Annotated in this window: 17 protein-coding genes; 10 read left to right on the forward strand and 7 right to left on the reverse strand. The window is 45.3% G+C overall.

Features of this window, described 5'->3' with window-relative positions; translation table 11 throughout:
- Positions 1-546: 546 nt before the first annotated feature.
- The 3 genes from RH949_RS05885 (at position 547) to mutY (ending at position 3134) form a co-directional block, all read left to right on the forward strand.
- A complete protein-coding gene (locus RH949_RS05885; RefSeq protein ID WP_044207872.1) occupies positions 547-1506 on the forward strand; it encodes an RNA polymerase sigma factor, RpoD/SigA family in 960 nt (319 codons plus the stop codon).
- A 117-nt stretch (positions 1507-1623) separates the two neighbouring features.
- A complete protein-coding gene (locus RH949_RS05890; protein ID WP_006101907.1) occupies positions 1624-1965 on the forward strand; it encodes a DUF760 domain-containing protein in 342 nt (113 codons plus the stop codon).
- A 47-nt stretch (positions 1966-2012) separates the two neighbouring features.
- Entirely contained in the window at positions 2013-3134 is a 1122-nt protein-coding gene (gene mutY, locus RH949_RS05895; protein WP_446352208.1) for an A/G-specific adenine glycosylase, read from the forward strand.
- 374 nt (positions 3135-3508) lie between these two features.
- Here the strand turns inward: mutY and RH949_RS05900 are convergent, their stop codons facing one another.
- Entirely contained in the window at positions 3509-4021 is a 513-nt protein-coding gene (locus RH949_RS05900; protein WP_446352209.1) for an IS630 family transposase, read from the reverse strand.
- 34 nt (positions 4022-4055) lie between these two features.
- Positions 4056-4319, reverse strand: a complete 264-nt coding sequence (locus RH949_RS05905) for a hypothetical protein (RefSeq protein ID WP_446352210.1) — start codon at positions 4317-4319, stop codon at positions 4056-4058.
- Positions 4320-4696: 377 nt separating this feature from the next.
- Between RH949_RS05905 and RH949_RS05910 the strand changes: the two genes are divergently transcribed.
- From RH949_RS05910 to RH949_RS05920, 3 genes are all read left to right on the forward strand, one after another.
- Positions 4697-5317: a hypothetical protein gene (locus RH949_RS05910; RefSeq protein ID WP_157453207.1), complete on the forward strand. Its 621-nt coding sequence runs from the start codon at positions 4697-4699 to the stop codon at positions 5315-5317.
- Between the two features lie 36 nt (positions 5318-5353).
- The gene (locus tag RH949_RS05915) at positions 5354-7180 is read left to right on the forward strand and encodes a metallophosphoesterase (protein ID WP_446352211.1); all 1827 of its coding nucleotides are present in this window, start codon (positions 5354-5356) and stop codon (positions 7178-7180) included.
- A gap of 172 nt (positions 7181-7352) precedes the next feature.
- Positions 7353-7961: a hypothetical protein gene (locus RH949_RS05920; protein ID WP_446352212.1), complete on the forward strand. Its 609-nt coding sequence runs from the start codon at positions 7353-7355 to the stop codon at positions 7959-7961.
- Between the two features lie 179 nt (positions 7962-8140).
- Here RH949_RS05920 and ychF read toward each other — a convergent pair whose 3' ends face one another.
- Complete coding sequence (ychF, locus tag RH949_RS05925; protein WP_446352213.1) at positions 8141-9232, reverse strand: redox-regulated ATPase YchF; 1092 nt, start codon at positions 9230-9232, stop codon at positions 8141-8143.
- 38 nt (positions 9233-9270) lie between these two features.
- On the opposite strand from ychF, the gene RH949_RS05930 reads away from it, so the two are divergent.
- The 3 genes from RH949_RS05930 to RH949_RS05940 all read left to right on the forward strand — a co-directional run bounded on the left by RH949_RS05930 (position 9271) and on the right by RH949_RS05940 (position 11511).
- On the forward strand, positions 9271-10623 hold the full coding sequence (locus RH949_RS05930; protein ID WP_446352214.1) for a helix-hairpin-helix domain-containing protein: 1353 nt from the start codon (positions 9271-9273) through the stop codon (positions 10621-10623).
- Positions 10624-10836: 213 nt separating this feature from the next.
- Complete coding sequence (locus tag RH949_RS05935) at positions 10837-11121, forward strand: hypothetical protein (protein ID WP_006102035.1); 285 nt, start codon at positions 10837-10839, stop codon at positions 11119-11121.
- 225 nt (positions 11122-11346) lie between these two features.
- Positions 11347-11511, forward strand: a complete 165-nt coding sequence (locus RH949_RS05940) for a hypothetical protein (RefSeq protein ID WP_006102093.1) — start codon at positions 11347-11349, stop codon at positions 11509-11511.
- A gap of 120 nt (positions 11512-11631) precedes the next feature.
- On the opposite strand, the gene RH949_RS05945 is transcribed toward RH949_RS05940, so the two are convergent.
- From RH949_RS05945 to RH949_RS05960, 4 genes are all read right to left on the reverse strand, one after another.
- Positions 11632-12006: a transposase gene (locus tag RH949_RS05945; RefSeq protein ID WP_006101956.1), complete on the reverse strand. Its 375-nt coding sequence runs from the start codon at positions 12004-12006 to the stop codon at positions 11632-11634.
- Between the two features lie 259 nt (positions 12007-12265).
- Entirely contained in the window at positions 12266-13015 is a 750-nt protein-coding gene (locus RH949_RS05950) for a DUF4058 family protein (protein WP_446352215.1), read from the reverse strand.
- Between the two features lie 180 nt (positions 13016-13195).
- Positions 13196-13393, reverse strand: a complete 198-nt coding sequence (locus RH949_RS05955) for a hypothetical protein (protein ID WP_006101936.1) — start codon at positions 13391-13393, stop codon at positions 13196-13198.
- 30 nt (positions 13394-13423) lie between these two features.
- Positions 13424-14932, reverse strand: coding sequence for a UbiD family decarboxylase (locus tag RH949_RS05960; RefSeq protein WP_006101857.1), 1509 nt, complete (start codon positions 14930-14932; stop codon positions 13424-13426).
- Positions 14933-15163: 231 nt separating this feature from the next.
- On the opposite strand from RH949_RS05960, the gene RH949_RS05965 reads away from it, so the two are divergent.
- Complete coding sequence (locus RH949_RS05965; RefSeq protein WP_006101994.1) at positions 15164-15823, forward strand: MotA/TolQ/ExbB proton channel family protein; 660 nt, start codon at positions 15164-15166, stop codon at positions 15821-15823.
- The last annotated feature ends 127 nt before the right edge of the window (positions 15824-15950 follow it).

Here is a 15950-nt window from a genome sequence, read left to right on the forward strand (position 1 = left end):
AGGCAATAGGCAATAGGCAATAGGCAATAGGCAATAGGCAATAGGCAATAGGCAATAGGCAATAGGCAATAGGCAATAGGCAATAGGCAATAGGCAATAGGCAATAGGCAATAGGCAATAGGCAATAGGCAATAGGTAATAGGTAAGGTAGAGTTTTGTAGTTAACTTCCCCAGCTTCCCCAGCTCTCCCAGCTCCCCCAGCTCCCCCAGCTCCCCCAGCTTCCCCAGCTCTAGATGGACGGCTTTTGATTAAGATATGTTACAATATTTAATGAAGTGTTAGCTAGTGTCAGATATAACGTATGCAATAAGCAGAGGCAAAAACAAATCGGATAGATAGCCAATTCTAAATCTGGGTTAGGGATGGGGGCTTTAACTCACCCAGTCATACACATTTCGAGTTTCCTAATCAATCTATTTCCCCCTATTGAAATAAAACTTAACATTTCTCTCATAGAGAAGCGTTCACCCCAGCTTAAGGTGAACCCTCCTGAAAAGGAGCTTAGTTGCTTGAACTCCACTCATAATATAGATATAGCGATCGCTATGAAAACTGCTCAGACCTCTACAGACCTTGTCCGCACTTACCTCCAAGAAATTGGTCGTGTACCCCTGTTGACCCACGAGCAAGAGATATTATACGGAAAGCAAGTCCAGCGTTTAAATGCCTTAGAGCAAACCAAAGAGTCGCTGTTTGAACAATTGGGTTACGAACCAACGCTGTGTGAGTGGGCAAAAGCCTCGTCCCTATCGGAAGCCGAGTTACAATCGTGCATCAGGGCAGGTCAAACGGCTAAGCGCAAAATGGTAGAAGCCAATTTACGTTTGGTGGTTTCCGTAGCCAAGAAATATATCAAGCGCAATGTAGACCTGCTTGACTTGATTCAGGAAGGTACGATTGGGATGCAACGGGGCGTAGAAAAATTTGACCCGACCAAAGGGTATCGTTTCTCTACCTACGCCTATTGGTGGATTCGTCAAGCCATTACCCGTGCGATCGCGGAGAAAGGACGAACAATTCGCTTACCGATCCACATCACCGAAAAGCTGAACAAAATCAAAAAAGCCCAGCGCCAACTCTCGCAGACGCTAGGGCGTGCCGCCACCATATCGGAATTGGCGACAGAATTAGACCTGACACCCAAGCAAGTCCGGGAGTACCTGGAGAAAGCGCGTCAACCTCTGTCGTTAGATCTACGAGTCGGCGATAATCAAGATACGGAATTAGGAGAACTGCTCGAAGATAGCGGACCTTCGCCAGAAGATTTTGCTACCTATTCAGCCATGCAAGTCGATCTGGAGAAGTTAATGGCGGATTTAACCGAGCAGCAACGTGAAGTGCTAATGCTACGCTTTGGTCTAGTCGATGGTCAACCCATGACACTCGCCAAGATTGGCGATCAACTCAAAATCAGCCGTGAACGAGTCCGTCAAATTGAACGGGAAGCGCTGTCTAAGCTTCGCAAGCGCCAAGCTGACATGCGTGAATATATTGCAGTCAGTTAGTTGGTCTTATGAGACAACCTGATATTATGGGTTCGGTTCCACCTACCTGATGATCAATTATCCCTTGTTAAGTTAGATGGAAATGGAAGATATAGAGCTATTGCTCGGAGGTAAACGGTGAACAACCAATCTGATCGCGTCCCAGAATTTTTTGAAGGCAATGGAGACAATAATCTTTTGTGGGAGTACGTACAATCGCTGAGTCCAGAAACCGTTTCCCATTTATCCAAACCCACCTCGGCTGATGTGTTTCAGGTCATGGAACGTAATGTGATGGGATTGTTGGGTAATATTCCTTCAGACCATTTTGATGTCACTATTAATACTAGCCGCGAGGATCTAGGACATTTGTTAGCCTCAGCAATGGTCAGTGGTTATTTCCTACGCAAAGCTGAACAACGCATGACATTTGAAAAATCCTTGCAAAAGACCGATTCCTCCGGCGCAGATGCTGGCTAGAGTAAGAAGGCAGAAGAAAAGAAAGTCATCTACAGGAAATAGGATAATTGGGGCGAAATCAAAAATCGGCAGACTCATTTGCTGGGCTGCCGATTTCATCTGTAGAAAACCAGCGAGAAACTCTCTTAACCTGGTATGCCAACGCCTGTCGAGACTTGCCTTGGCGAGGTAGCACCGATCCATATCCAATCTGGATTTCGGAAATTATGTTGCAGCAAACCCAGGTGAAAACGGTTATCCCTTATTATCACCGTTGGTTGGCTGAATTTCCCACCATCGAAACGCTAGCGACAGCGGATTTACAGCAGGTGCTTCTGGTTTGGCAAGGATTAGGGTATTACAGTAGAGCGAGAAATCTCCACAAAGCCGCTCAACAAATAATCCAGGACTACGGGGGAATTTTTCCAGATCAACTGAGTGACGTTTTAGCATTACCAGGAATTGGTCGAACCACAGCCGGCGGAATTCTCACCGCCGCTTTTAATCAACCTGTACCGATTCTGGATGGGAATGTGAAGCGAATTCTGGCACGATTGGTAGCTTTATCAGTACCACCTGCTAAAGCAACGAAAAAGCTTTGGCAACTTTCGGAATCGTTGCTTGATCCAGAACATCCTGGCACTTTTAATCAGGCGTTAATGGATTTAGGGGCGACTATCTGTACTCCTAAAAACCCCGATTGTTGCCATTGTCCTTGGCAGAGTCACTGTCAGGCGTACAATCTAGGTGTTGCATCTAAGTTACCCATGCGTGAAGCCTCTACCCCCTTACCTCACAAAATCATTGGTGTTGCCGTGATTTGGAACAATCAAGGACAAATTTTAATTGACCGCCGCCCTGCTCAGGGGTTATTGGGTGGATTATGGGAGTTTCCTGGTGGCAAAATTGAGCCAGATGAAACTGTGGCAGACTGTATTAAGCGGGAAATTCGGGAAGAATTGGGAATTGAGATTGAAGTAGGCGATCGCGTAATCACGGTTGATCATGCCTATAGCCATTTTCGCGTGACGTTGATTGTCCATCACTGTCGTCATCTCTCAGGTGTCCCCCAAGCCCTGGAATGTGATGAAATCCGTTGGGTAACCCTAGAGGAAATTGACCAGTTTCCGTTTCCCAAGGCGAATACTCAGATTATTGGGGCATTGCGTCAAGAGACTGAAAGGATGTAGAGATAGAGTAGATGGGGTGAGAGGGTGAGGGGGAGATAGGGAGAAAAAGAAAGTTCTACATTAGACTGCAACTTGGTATAAGTATTTCTACTTTCTTTCACTAGTGCAAGAAGGCAGAAATAACTGAACAGCTACTATCTTCCCCAGCTCCCCCAGCTCCCCCAGCTTCATCGTATCTACGAAGCTGCTCAAGTATTTCCAAGGGCGCTGCACTAGGGGCATTTTCCTTAGCTGCATAAAGCTTGTATGAAGTAAGCCCATAGGCTTATGCCTTAATGGATATAAATTTTTCTTATGATTTTTGGATTGATAGTTCTGATACAGTCGCTGGGATCAGGAGAATGTGTCGAATTAGATGTCCTCTACAGCACTTTCTAACACGGTGTGGTACAGTAACAGCCATGAGCCAACCAATTTCTAATATCAGTAGGAGTAACTAAATCAATAGCATTAACTAAAGCCTGTTCTACTATATCTCTACAACGAGCAGCTGCTTTACGCAAATACTGTTTAAGTTTAGACCAGCAATTTTCAATTGGGTTAAAATCGGGGGAATAGGGAGATAGATAAATTACTTTGGCTCCAGCTTTCTCAATTATAGACTCAATAGAAGCGACTTTATGAGCTGAAAGATTATCCATAACAACTACAGCACCAGGCCACAAACAGTTGAGTAAAACCTTTTCGACAAAAACTTGAAATGCATCCCCATTAGTTGTACCTTCAAGAGTCATACATCCGAGAAAACCTTTGAGGGCTATTGCACCAATAACACTAACGTTTTTTCCACGACTATAGGGTTTACTTCCATAAGCTCTTTGTCCTTTGGGTGACCGCGCATGAGTGCGGCATAGACTTAGTTGGATGCCCATTTCATCTATAAACACGCTTGTTCTTTAGATCGATTTCCCTAACCTCATTTCAATATTCCACTCTCAGGTTTTGAACTCGCTCAGTTTCAGCTTGATCGGCGTGAAAAGTTTTTTTTCGAGTCAATTTGAGTTTTTGCAAAAAATAGTGTAAGGTACTTATGCTAACTTGAACTCCGAGATTTTGTTCAAGTTTTATGTTTTGAATAAATCCTAGACTGACTTTAAACCGACTAGCTAATTGCCTTTGAGAACCTTCATGGTTTTCATAAGCGGCGATAACTTTTTGGCGTAAATCGAGAGAATAGGGATGCATATACTATATACCTGGTTCAGGAAGACTGGAAAACTTAAAGCCGAAATGGCGGTACCATGATTTGACGCGATCGCATAACTGAACCTACTGCCCAAAACTTGCCTATGGGAGGCAAAACAGTGGTGAAATAAACTTGTTTCGTCACATTTTTTTATCATACTGCCTCTTAATTACTCCTCTAGCAGTTCGCTCTCCTGTCGTTATAGTACAAAAGTTCTAAAATTCTCATGATCAAGGATACATCTGGCAGGCGTGTAAATAGACCAGCGCGAAGCGCTATACATATAAATAAATCGGTTCGCTCATGGCTGTTACTGTACCACACCGTGTTAGAAAGTGCTGTATGGGTTGCAGCGTGGGCGTTTTTGCCTTCAGCGATGCTATACTTGGTTTCCCAAAGATTATGGGTTGACCGTTACATCCTGTTTGTTGCCCCTTATGTACTTATTCTCTTAGCCGCAGGCTTTCTCCGAGTCTGGCGTTTGCAGCGAATCCTAGCGATTGGTGTGGTAATAGTTTATGCGATCGCGGTCAGTGGTGGATTGGTGCGCTACTATACTGTGCAAGACCGCCAAGATTGGCAAGGCATAATGCAGACGATTAGCATCAATGAAAAACCAGGTGACGTTATCGTTTTATCGGGGGGTTCTCCTTCGGAAAAAGCACCTTCAGCACTGAGGCATTACTATCAAGGTTCAGCCCCCATCAATCGTCAACCAGAACTTTGCCCTACGACCAAAATCAAGCCGTCAACTGTAGAGAATGCGCTGCGTAGCTTATCACCTTTTCCCTCTCGCCTTTGGCTAGTCTGCGGAGATTTTGACCAAAAGGCGTTTCAAAGGGTTTTCGGAGAGACATTCGACTTGCAAAGCTGGCATCAATTTGCCAATTGGAACTTTTACCGAGAAAATGATTACCTGAACCTTGTTCTAGTAACACCAAAAACCCGTAATTTGGTAGCTCCACCTAAACAGACTCTTACTTTCTTGTTTAACTGAGCAGTATTGCATCTAATCTTGTATTGAGGACGATTCATGGTCAATCGTTTAACCAGTCGCCCACTTCTTATTGCAGGTTTACTTGTCGTCTTCATTGCGCTTGCACCCATCGTTGTGCTGTTCGCCCAACCACCCACTTATCTGACCCCAGCGCAACTGTTGACTGATCCGTTTCTACAATTGCCCACTGACACCTCGGTGCGCGTCGTCTGGTTTACAGAATTTGCTGGAACCCGTCATAGTGTAGCTTATGGAAAAGGACTGAGGCGGGTTGCGATCGCGAATACCACCAAACTCAGTCGTACCCGTGAAGACCAAAAATCCCGTGTTGGAGAACAAACCGAAGATGCTCAAGTTTACCAGAAACCGACGCTAAGGGATATCTGGCGACATGAAGCCGAGGTAACGGGACTTACTCCCGGTAAACGAGCTCCCTATCAAGTAACCAGCGTGCGGAATGATGGACAACTTGTCAAGAGTAACCCCTTTACCTTAGCCGCTGCACCTCCACCTCATACCCCCCTGAAAATTCTGCTCACCTCAGATCATCAACTCATGCCCATGACAGCCGCCAATTTACAAAAGGTAGCAGAAACTGTAGGCAGAGTGGATGCCATTTTTCTGGCGGGAGACTTAGTAAATATTCCCGATCGCGCTTCCGAATGGTTTGATGATAATCGCGGCGGTGCTTTCTTTCCCGCCCTTCAAGGTCAGGCTAATTATCAACTAGAGAAGAATAACATTACTACCCGCTACACCGGAGGTGAGTTAATTCAACATGCGCCCTTATTTCCCGCCACAGGAAATCACGAGGTTATGGGACGATTTTCCATGGATAGGGGATTAAATGACCAATTTAATGATCCGATTCCTCGCCAAGTTGCCGCAGACATATATCAACAAAAGTCCGCTCAGTCGAACTCGAATAACCCTCTTATTTGGCTCAAAGAGCATTCCTTTAATACCGACACCTACAACGAAATTTTTACGCTACCGGGGAACGAGAACTATTACGCCATTACTTTTGGTGATATTCGTCTAATTTCCCTGTATATTACTAATATCTGGAGAACGCCCAGCCTCAAACCGAATACCAAAGGACGGTATCGGGAACGAGAAGCCGATTTAAATAATCCCACGGCTTGGGGATATGGACAGCATATTTTTGAACTGATTAAATCAGGAAGTCCTCAGTATAACTGGCTCAAGGCTGAACTCAACAGTCCAGAGTTCCAACAAGCCAACTATAAAATCGTCATGTTTCACCATCCCCCCCATTCTTTAGGAGATAATATTGTCCCGCCTTATACTGACCCCGTACAAATCATTGAACGGGATAGAAATGGAACAATTACGGCGGTGCGTTATGACTATCCTCCCCAAGCCGATTATATTCGGCGGGATGTGATCCCCTTACTCGAAAACGCAGGCGTACAACTGGTTTTATATGGACATTCCCATCTCTGGAATCGCTTTGTCAATGCTCAGGGAATCCATTTTCTCGAATCATCCAATGTGGGGAATACTTATGGGGCTTACCTAGGCGAAAAACAGCGCCAAGTGCCAGAGGGAAAAGATTACGCGGCTACAGGAGATCCCAATGGATTAGAACCGATTCTGCCCACGATTGCACCCTTAATAGGTGAGGATAACCAACCCTTACCGTATATTTCCAGTAACGATATCACCGTATTTAGCATCTTAGACACCAGTACAGGAATCGTCAGCAGTTATCGTTTTGATACCAGGAAACCCGACTCAGACATAATTAAGTTTGATGAATTTCAAATCGCCCCGGTTCGTAGTCAGGGCTTTAGCCTAACCAAGTCAATAATCCCATCATTATCGTTAAAATATCCCTAAAGAACGTATTTGCCACTCATAAAATCAGGTTGGGTTTGTTTGGTCTTAAAACTGGTTTAAGGCGGTTAGTGAAATAGAGGCTCTCTAAATCGAGTAAAATAGTCTGAGTTGTCCTGTTTGAGGGAAAAAAGGATGTGGCACATAAAATTAGTTGAGAGGCGGTAGACCACCTATGGTATTTACCGACTTCAAATCCCTGGCTCAAGTTCAACAAGAATACAATATTAAGTATTCAGAGGACAACTTTATTTCATATATTGACTTGAAGCATTCAGATGATTTCCGTAACGAATTTGACTTTAACCTAGAAAATATAGATGTTTTTACATCTGAAGCCTCTCGCTGTGAGAATGTCATTTATCCAATCTTAAGAGAAGTCTATAAAAGCTTTGTTGATCAATACACACTCTGGAGTCATAAGTCCATTACTTATGATCATAAACTCACAGGCACACCTGATTATTTAATATCAACAAAATCAGAACTCGGAAAAACAATACTGGGTTTACCGCTTGTCGTGGTTGTTGAAGCCAAACAGAATAACTTTATTGAAGGGTGGGGTCAATGCCTTGCGGAGTTAATTGCCGCACAGAAGATGAACCAGAATGAAACACAACCTGTTTATGGCATTGTTACCGATGGAGAATTATGGCAACTGGGGCGGCTTGTGGGGGATATTTTTACGAAAGAGAAAACCCGAATAGCGATTACAGATTTAGATAAATTATTTGGCGCGATCGCGTTTTTGCTAGCTGACTTTAAAAGGCTAGAGATTAGCTGATCAAAACTTTAAATTCACAGGAATTCAGTTACCGTTGTAGTGGGCAAGAGCAACGAACAATAATATAAGGGTTTGTTGGTTTATAACTCTTGCCCACCCTACCTAAAATCTTTTGAAACCTGCGTAGGCAGGTTTTGTTTGTGTAGCTGCGGTTTCAACCGCCCTGTTGAGAATTGGACTTAAACATTAAACCGAAATAGCATTACATCGCCTTCTTGCACCACATACTCTTTCCCTTCCGCCCGCACTAATCCTTTGTCCTTCGCCGCATTCATTGATCCAGACGTTACTAAATCATCATAACCAACCGTTTCCGCCCGAATAAATCCCCGCTCAAAATCCGTGTGAATCGTACCAGCCGCTTGGGGGGCTTTCATTCCGGCTGTAATCGTCCAAGCCCGGGTTTCTTTGGGTCCGGTGGTTAAAAAGGTGCGTAATCCTAACAAGTTGTATGTAGCCCGAATTAAGGATTTTAATCCCCCTTCTTCCACCCCTAACGACTCCAAGAAATCTCCCCGTTCATCTTCCGGTAACTCAACTAATTCTGACTCCACTTGCGCCGAAACCACCACAACTTCTGCCGCTTCAGCCGTGGCGACTTGTCGGACTTGTTCCACCCATTCATTCCCAGAGGCTAAATCATCTTCTGACACATTCGCCGCATAAATAATCGGTTTTGCACTCAATAATCCTAACGGCTTCACCACCTCGGCTTCGTCTTCGGTTAAACTAATATTTCGCGCCGATTTACCTTCATTCAATCCCGCACTCAACTTTTCCAAGGCTTCCAGTTCCAACTGCGCCTCTTTACTCGTCCGCGCCTGCTTGCGGGTGCGTTCCATGCGGCGTTCCACTTGGGCTAAATCCGCTAACGCCAATTCCAGATTAATCACGTCAATGTCACGTACTGGATCAACGGAACCGGAAACATGGATAATATTCTCATCATCAAAACAGCGCACCACATGGACAATGGCATCCACTTCCCGGATATTGGCTAAAAACTGGTTCCCGAGTCCCTCGCCTTTACTCGCCCCCTTCACCAATCCGGCAATATCGACAAATTCAATCCGAGTTGGCACAATTTGCTCAGAGGTGGAAATTTTCGCCAGCACAGACAACCGTTCATCGGGTACAGCGACAACCCCAACATTCGGCTCAATCGTGCAGAAGGGAAAATTCGCCGCATCTGCTTTAGCATTGGCGACGAGGGCGTTAAATAAGGTTGATTTGCCTACGTTGGGCAATCCCACAATTCCGGCTCTTAGCATGTCAGCGCAATTTGGAAACGATTTAAGGAGTTCTAAACGTGGTTAAAATTATCGGTCGTAAACCCTTGGGTACTCAACCAGTCTATGACATTGGCGTCGAGCGCGACCATAATTTTCTGCTCTTCAATGGCTCGGTGGCGTCCAATTGCTTTAACAAGTCCCACTCCACGGCGTATGCCTATGTTACCTATCAGACAGCGTTTCTGAAAGCCAATTATCCGGTGGAGTACATGACAGCGCTGCTGACAGCCAGTAGTGGGAATCAGGATAAGGTGCAGAAGTACATCGCCACCTGTACCACCATGGGCATCGATGTCTTGCAGCCGGATATTAACCGATCGCACGTCGATTTTACCCCAGTCTCTGGCAAAATCTTATTCGGATTCTCAGCCATCCGGAATTTGGGCGAGGGGGCGATTGAGACTATTCTCCACCAACGGGAAAAGGACGGGGATTTTCAGTCATTAGCCGATTTTTGCGATCGCGTGGATTTACGAGTGGTGAATCGTCGCGCCTTGGAATCCCTGATTTACTCCGGGGCGTTCGATCGCCTAGAATCCAATCGCAAACAACTAATTAACGATTTAGAGGTGCTGATTAGTTGGGGGCAAGATCGAGCCAAGGATCGACAGAGTGGTCAAATTAATATTTTTGATGTCTTAGAAGACGCGGATACAAATAACAGTGAACGGAATAATGCCTGGAAAGCTGCTCCGAAAACCCCCAAGGTTGAGGATTTCTCGGCTCAAGAAAAGCTCCTACAAGAAAAAGAATTGCTCGGCTTCTATGTCTCGGATCACCCTCTCAAAGCTGTGCATCAAGTCGCCAATCAGGTACTGACTCCGATTAACCTCAACGAATTAGCAGATCAGAACAAACGCACCATCCTGAGTGCCATCGTGATGCTGACTGAGGTAAAATTTCACGTTACCAAAACAAGTGGCGAGCGCATGGCATTTGTGCAAATGGAAGATCTCACCGGTCAAGCCGATGGCGTTATTTTTCCGAAAACGTTTGAGCGGATTAGTTCCTTAATTGAAAAAGATGCCCGTCTAATTGTTTGGGGTAAGGCGGATGAACGAGATGAGAAAATTCAGATGATTATTGAAGACGTCGAACCCATTGAAAAAGCACAAATGATTATCGTGGAACTAACCCCCCAGAGCGTGGACACAGCCACCCTGAAACGTCTCCAATCGATTTTGCAAGAACAATCTGGGGAGAGAAAACCGCAAAAAGTGCCAGTTATCGCTAGGGTTGGGGCGTTAAATCAGAGTCAATTTGTCCGCTTTGATCCTAAATACTGGGTACAAGATTATGAAGGTATGGTTGACAGGCTGAAGGCGGCGGGATTTCAAGCTCGCACCAAGGCGATGGCGGAAAATCAGTAGGGGATGCGATGGGATAAAACAATTGTCGGGGCGGGCGCGAGGGACTAACCTATCGGCACATCACCGACAACGGTTGTCCAAAACCCGCCCTGCCCTACCTGGATGCTAGATTTACAATCTTTTTACAACCGAAAGAGCCATCTTTGCCATTTCTTCATAGTCTTTCACTTAGGATGATCGACAGATAGCAAATGATTAAGTGGGACAAGCATCATGCCCGAATATCAATGGAAGCTGGCGATTGTCGAACGCAACCTATTATATTCCAACTGGATCACCTTGATGCCAGAGGCACAAGAGCGAATGTTAGAGGAAGCTGAAGAATTGCTCAGGGACTTACCGCTATTAGATAAACAACGATTACTGACATTTTTGGCAAGCCTTAAAGATACCGAAAAACATTTGCATCATAAAATTCAGCAAATTGTTAGCCATCATATCCAAAAAAATGCACACAATATTATCGGGAGAACATTGCTCTCTAGTAATGCCATATAACCGATAGAATTGGATTGACATCCGCCCAAAACCCAGTAGAGACGCGCCATGGCGCGTCTCTACTGTCCCAGTTAGCGGTCGAGACTTTTTCGACACACAGTCCTACACTTGGATGTAAGGAAAGTTTCCTAACTGTCAGTAGTCGCAGAGGGAGTGAAAGACTGTATCCTCAGTCTTGCCTATCTCTGGGATTAGTTTGATTAGGGTTATCTACCGTTAACGATTATGCTGTCACCATTTTTCATCCTATTCCTCTATGCTTCGCTTTGGGTTTGGTTTTTTGGTGGATTTACGGCTAAAAAACCCGATAAAAAAAAGACACCCGAAGAACTATTGGGAGAATCGCTGTCTAAATACCTTTCTTCCTTAGACATTCCCAAAAAGAGTTAACCGATTAAGTTGACAAATCTCTAATACCTTTAGACAAACCCCACCCTAACCCTCCCCTGATCAAGGGGAGGGAACTCAAATGGGTTTGGTTTAGGGGGTTAATGTCACTGGACTTGTAATTCACTCAAACTCTATTTCAACAAGTCGCTGTAGCAAGTCCGCCTCTTTAGTCATTGCCTGACGAATCCGGGCAATCATATAGGAGGCGGTATTCTTATTGACTCCAATTTTCTTCGCTAACTGACGCACACTAATCCGTTCGGGGGGATTGAGAACCAGATAAATTGCCAGAACCCATTTTTCTAAGTCAACATGAGTTTTGTGAAACAGAGTCCCAACTGTAACGCTATATGAAGTAAAGCATTCGTTACATTGATATCGGCGTTCCTTTTTTAAGCGTCGAGAATGAGTTGATTGGCAATAGGGGCATTGGGGATACTTACCCCACCGGATTTGTTCCAGACGGGCAAGATAATTATCGTTTTTGTGGCTCATCTTTAGTTCCAAAATCTGATGAACCAAAGATGAACCATACAACTCCAATAAAGAGGTGTTTTATGTCATATAATGTTGCAGAAAAATGCCAAGGCGGATTGCCTCGGCACTAAATTGACTCGCTCTACTATTTCTAGGATTGAAGTGGGGAACAATGATGTTTGTTGTACTAAGAAATATTAAAAAATGTAAAATTCTGACTATTTCCCATTTTCTGTTCCCTTGCTCTCATGCTCAACTTTAATGAAAGTCCGACTACTTAGCGTAAGGTATCGAGCCAAGTCATATCATCTTCACTCAAGGGGGGTTCTGGCGGCATCGAATAGTCAATCACCAAGTCAAGGGCAGCTTCCTGAGAGGCTTGTTCAAGTAAAGCAGCCAAATCGATCGCCGGTTCAACTTCTGCGGCGCTCAGGGGTAATAAAAATACGGGGATTGGCTCCCGCAAATCAAAGGGATACCGTTCTGCAGCGGGTCTTTCATTGGCTCGACTGACTAAGATTTGGTAGTCGGCTATACATCCACCTTGCACAGGCATAGATTCACCGCTTCTGAGCAGATCAATTTCGACTAAATGGGTTTTGCTGCTGAGTAACGTTTGACGCTTTTTTAGATACTGCGATCGCCCTTCGCCGGATCGTTTATTCTTGGGCGATAGCACTTCAATGACAGTGATAACGTTGCGGGTAGCCACTTCGCGAATTTCCAAAAAGCGTTCGGTGACTTCTTCGAGCATGGGTATCGCCACACGCTCAGGCTGGCTCAAAACGGCGGCTGAGGTAGAGGTTGTAGTGCGATTAGGCGTTTGCTGAATCACCGTTGTATCAGGAATACCAACTAAAACAGAATCCAGGTAAACCCGCTTATCGACAGCCGCCCGATATTTGGGGTTAAGTACTGGGTTGAGGGTTCTCATTAGCCCACTAATCAACCCGTAATGGATTTCGGGCCAAATGTCTGGTCGTTCCAGGTAGGGGTTCATGCCAGGAAAATTAGGTTGACTGGTCATATCAAGTCCGGTAGCGTCGGTTGTGTATTACTTATAAGTTTTGAGGGGTGTAGGAGCGGGTTTCACTACTATCGTCTCTTTTTGACCCAGATGCAACAAAACCCGCCCCGATTAATCCTTCGCTTTACTCTAAGACATGGCGCGTGACCCTTCACTTGGGAAAGAGGACATGGTTTTGATTTAAATTTGGCTTTCTTTGACTAACTCTTTGGCTGTATTGGCGAGTTTTCTGGCTAAGGTAGAATCACCTTGTTTATCAGCAATAACTGCCATGGCTTGAAGAACCTCTGCATTCGTAACACCGCGTTCCTGCATTCCTTTGACTTCATTTTCAATGTCTTGGGCTGAGGGTTTGATTGTTTTTTTGGATTCGGTCAAGGGTTATCTCCTAATTACTTACAAATTTGTTCACCGCATATCATAGCCAAACAGATTCGGATTAACCTCTCCTAATTCCAAATCCTCTAAGCCATACTCGACCCAACGCCGATCAACCATAGCGGCGACATCCGCATCGGATTCCAAGGTTGCACCCCATTCATGTTCCGTTTCGGGAGGAATTTTAGTGGTTGCATCAATGCCCATACGTCCGCCTAAACCAATCTTTTCACTGGCAAAATCTAAGCTATCAAAGGGCGTATTCGGCAGAATAAATACATCTCGCGTCGGGTCTACTTTGGAACTAATTGCCCACACCACTTGACGCGGATCACGGATATTAATATCTTTATCCACAACAATTACGAATTTGGTGTAGGTAAATTGGGGTAAGGCACTCCAAAACGCTAAAGCCGCCCGCCTCGCTTGTCCGGGATAGGCTTTATCAATAGAAATAATCGCGGCTTTGTAACTGAGGGCTTCCATGGGGAGGAAGAAGTCCACAATCTCGGATACTTGTTGGCGTAAAATTGGCGTATAAATCCGATTGAGTGCGATCGCCATCATTGCTTCTTCCTTGGGGGGACGCCCACTGAAGGTGGTAAGATAGATGGGGTTTTGGCGATGGGTCATGCAGTGGAAGTGAATCACTGGGGAATCTTCGACGCCGCCGTAATAGCCCATGTGATCACCAAAGGGTCCATCAGGTAATACTTCCCCCGGTGTGATTGTCCCTTCTAAGACAAACTCGGAGTCAGCCGGGACTTGTAAATCTAGCGTCTTGCACTTTGCCAGTTGCACCCCTGAACCGCCGTAGAGTCCAGCAAACAGCCATTCAGAAAGGTCTACGGGAATCGGCGTGGCGGCTGCCATAATAATTAAGGGATCAACCCCTAACGCGATCGCAATTTCCAGTTTCTTGCCATTCTGCGCCGCTTTGCGGAGGTGTCTCGCCCCACCCCGTACCGATAACCAATGAACACTCATGGTAGTCCGGGATTGCAGTTGCAGACGGTACACACCCACATTAGGAGTACCCGTTTCACAGTCTTTGGTAATCACCAACCCCAAGGTAATAATTTTGCCCGCATCCCCTGGATAGGGACGAATTAGGGGCAGTTTATTTAAATCTAGGGCGTCTCCTTCCACCACCACTTGCTGACAGGCGGGGAAAAAATCTCGTCCTGGTTTGGCTTTGACGACATCAAATAAAATCTTGCCAAACTCCACCGCCTGGGAAATTTTCTTCGGTGGTTTCGGCTGTTGCAGCATTCCCAGCTTTTTCCCCAATGTTTCCAACTCTTGGGGATGTTCCTTATTCATCGCCCAACACACCCGTTCCTCGGTTCCCATCAGGTTGATGGCGACGGGAAAGGATGAACCCTTGACATTCTCAAATAATAGTCCAGGTCCTCCCGCCTGTAGCATCCGATTGGATATCTCGGCAATTTCTAAATCCGGGTCAACTAACGCCGTAATCCGACGTAATTGTCCCCGTTCCTCTAAAAGCTGGATAAATGCCCGCAGATCTCTCGCCATGGTTAAGATGTGTAAAGCTTTTTGTTTCTTTTATTATGGACGCATAAGCCATCCTCCGTGCTACTTCGTGATATGTCCGTCGAGTTTGATTAAGTTCTTGCAGGATAGCAAAGGTGAAAGCCTTCGCGTCCCTTCACGACCTTCGAGGGCATATTTAACCGTATCGTTGTAGGATAAAAGTTGCCAGGGTTGATCTTTTAGAGTCGCGATCGCGGAATTAGATTTGCTTACATGACAAGAGTCTATGATTTATTAATCCAAGGCGGTTTCGTCATGCTGCCCCTGCTGGGATTATCGATACTAACGATATCCTGTGGGCTAGATCGTGCTTGGTTTTGGTTTCAATTATTAAGCCAAGAAGCCACCCTGGTTGACGATGTGCTAGGGACGGCACATTCTAACTTAGAACAGGCTAGAGATATAGCAGAATCGGCTCAACACTTGCCCATTGGTCGCTTTCTCTATGCACCCCTCAAGCTGAAACAGCCAACACCAGAAACCTTTCGTTTAGCCATGGAAGCTGCTGGTGATAAAGAATTAATCAAAATGCGAAAAGGTGAAAAACTCCTGGAAACTATTGTAGCGGTTGCGCCTCTATTGGGTCTATTGGGAACGGTTACGGGTTTAATTAGTACATTCAATAACCTAAAAATTGGTGGGGGTGGGACAACCGTTGAGGCAACAAAAGTGGCTGGAGGTATTGGTGAAGCACTAATTACTACAGCAGCGGGTATGATTGTGGCAATTATTGCGCTTTTAATTCTCCGAACTATCGTCACGTTACACTCCCAGCAAATGGACTACTTTGCCGAGGTGGGAAGTGAATTAGAACTTATTTATCGCCAGGTTTGGTATGAACCCCTCCTCACCCCCTCCTCCTCACAAGGGTAGGTTTTTTAAGATTGCGGTTCAGGTTAGACTTGGAAGACAGGTAGACCATCACTTCGACTTCGCTCAGCGACCGTAGACAAGGAAGAGTGAGAACGAAAAATAGGGCGTTTCGGCTTTTAGAAGTTAG

This window comes from Coleofasciculus sp. A1-SPW-01, from assembly GCF_040217205.1.
In the GTDB taxonomy this organism is placed as follows: domain Bacteria; phylum Cyanobacteriota; class Cyanobacteriia; order Cyanobacteriales; family Coleofasciculaceae; genus Coleofasciculus; species Coleofasciculus chthonoplastes_A.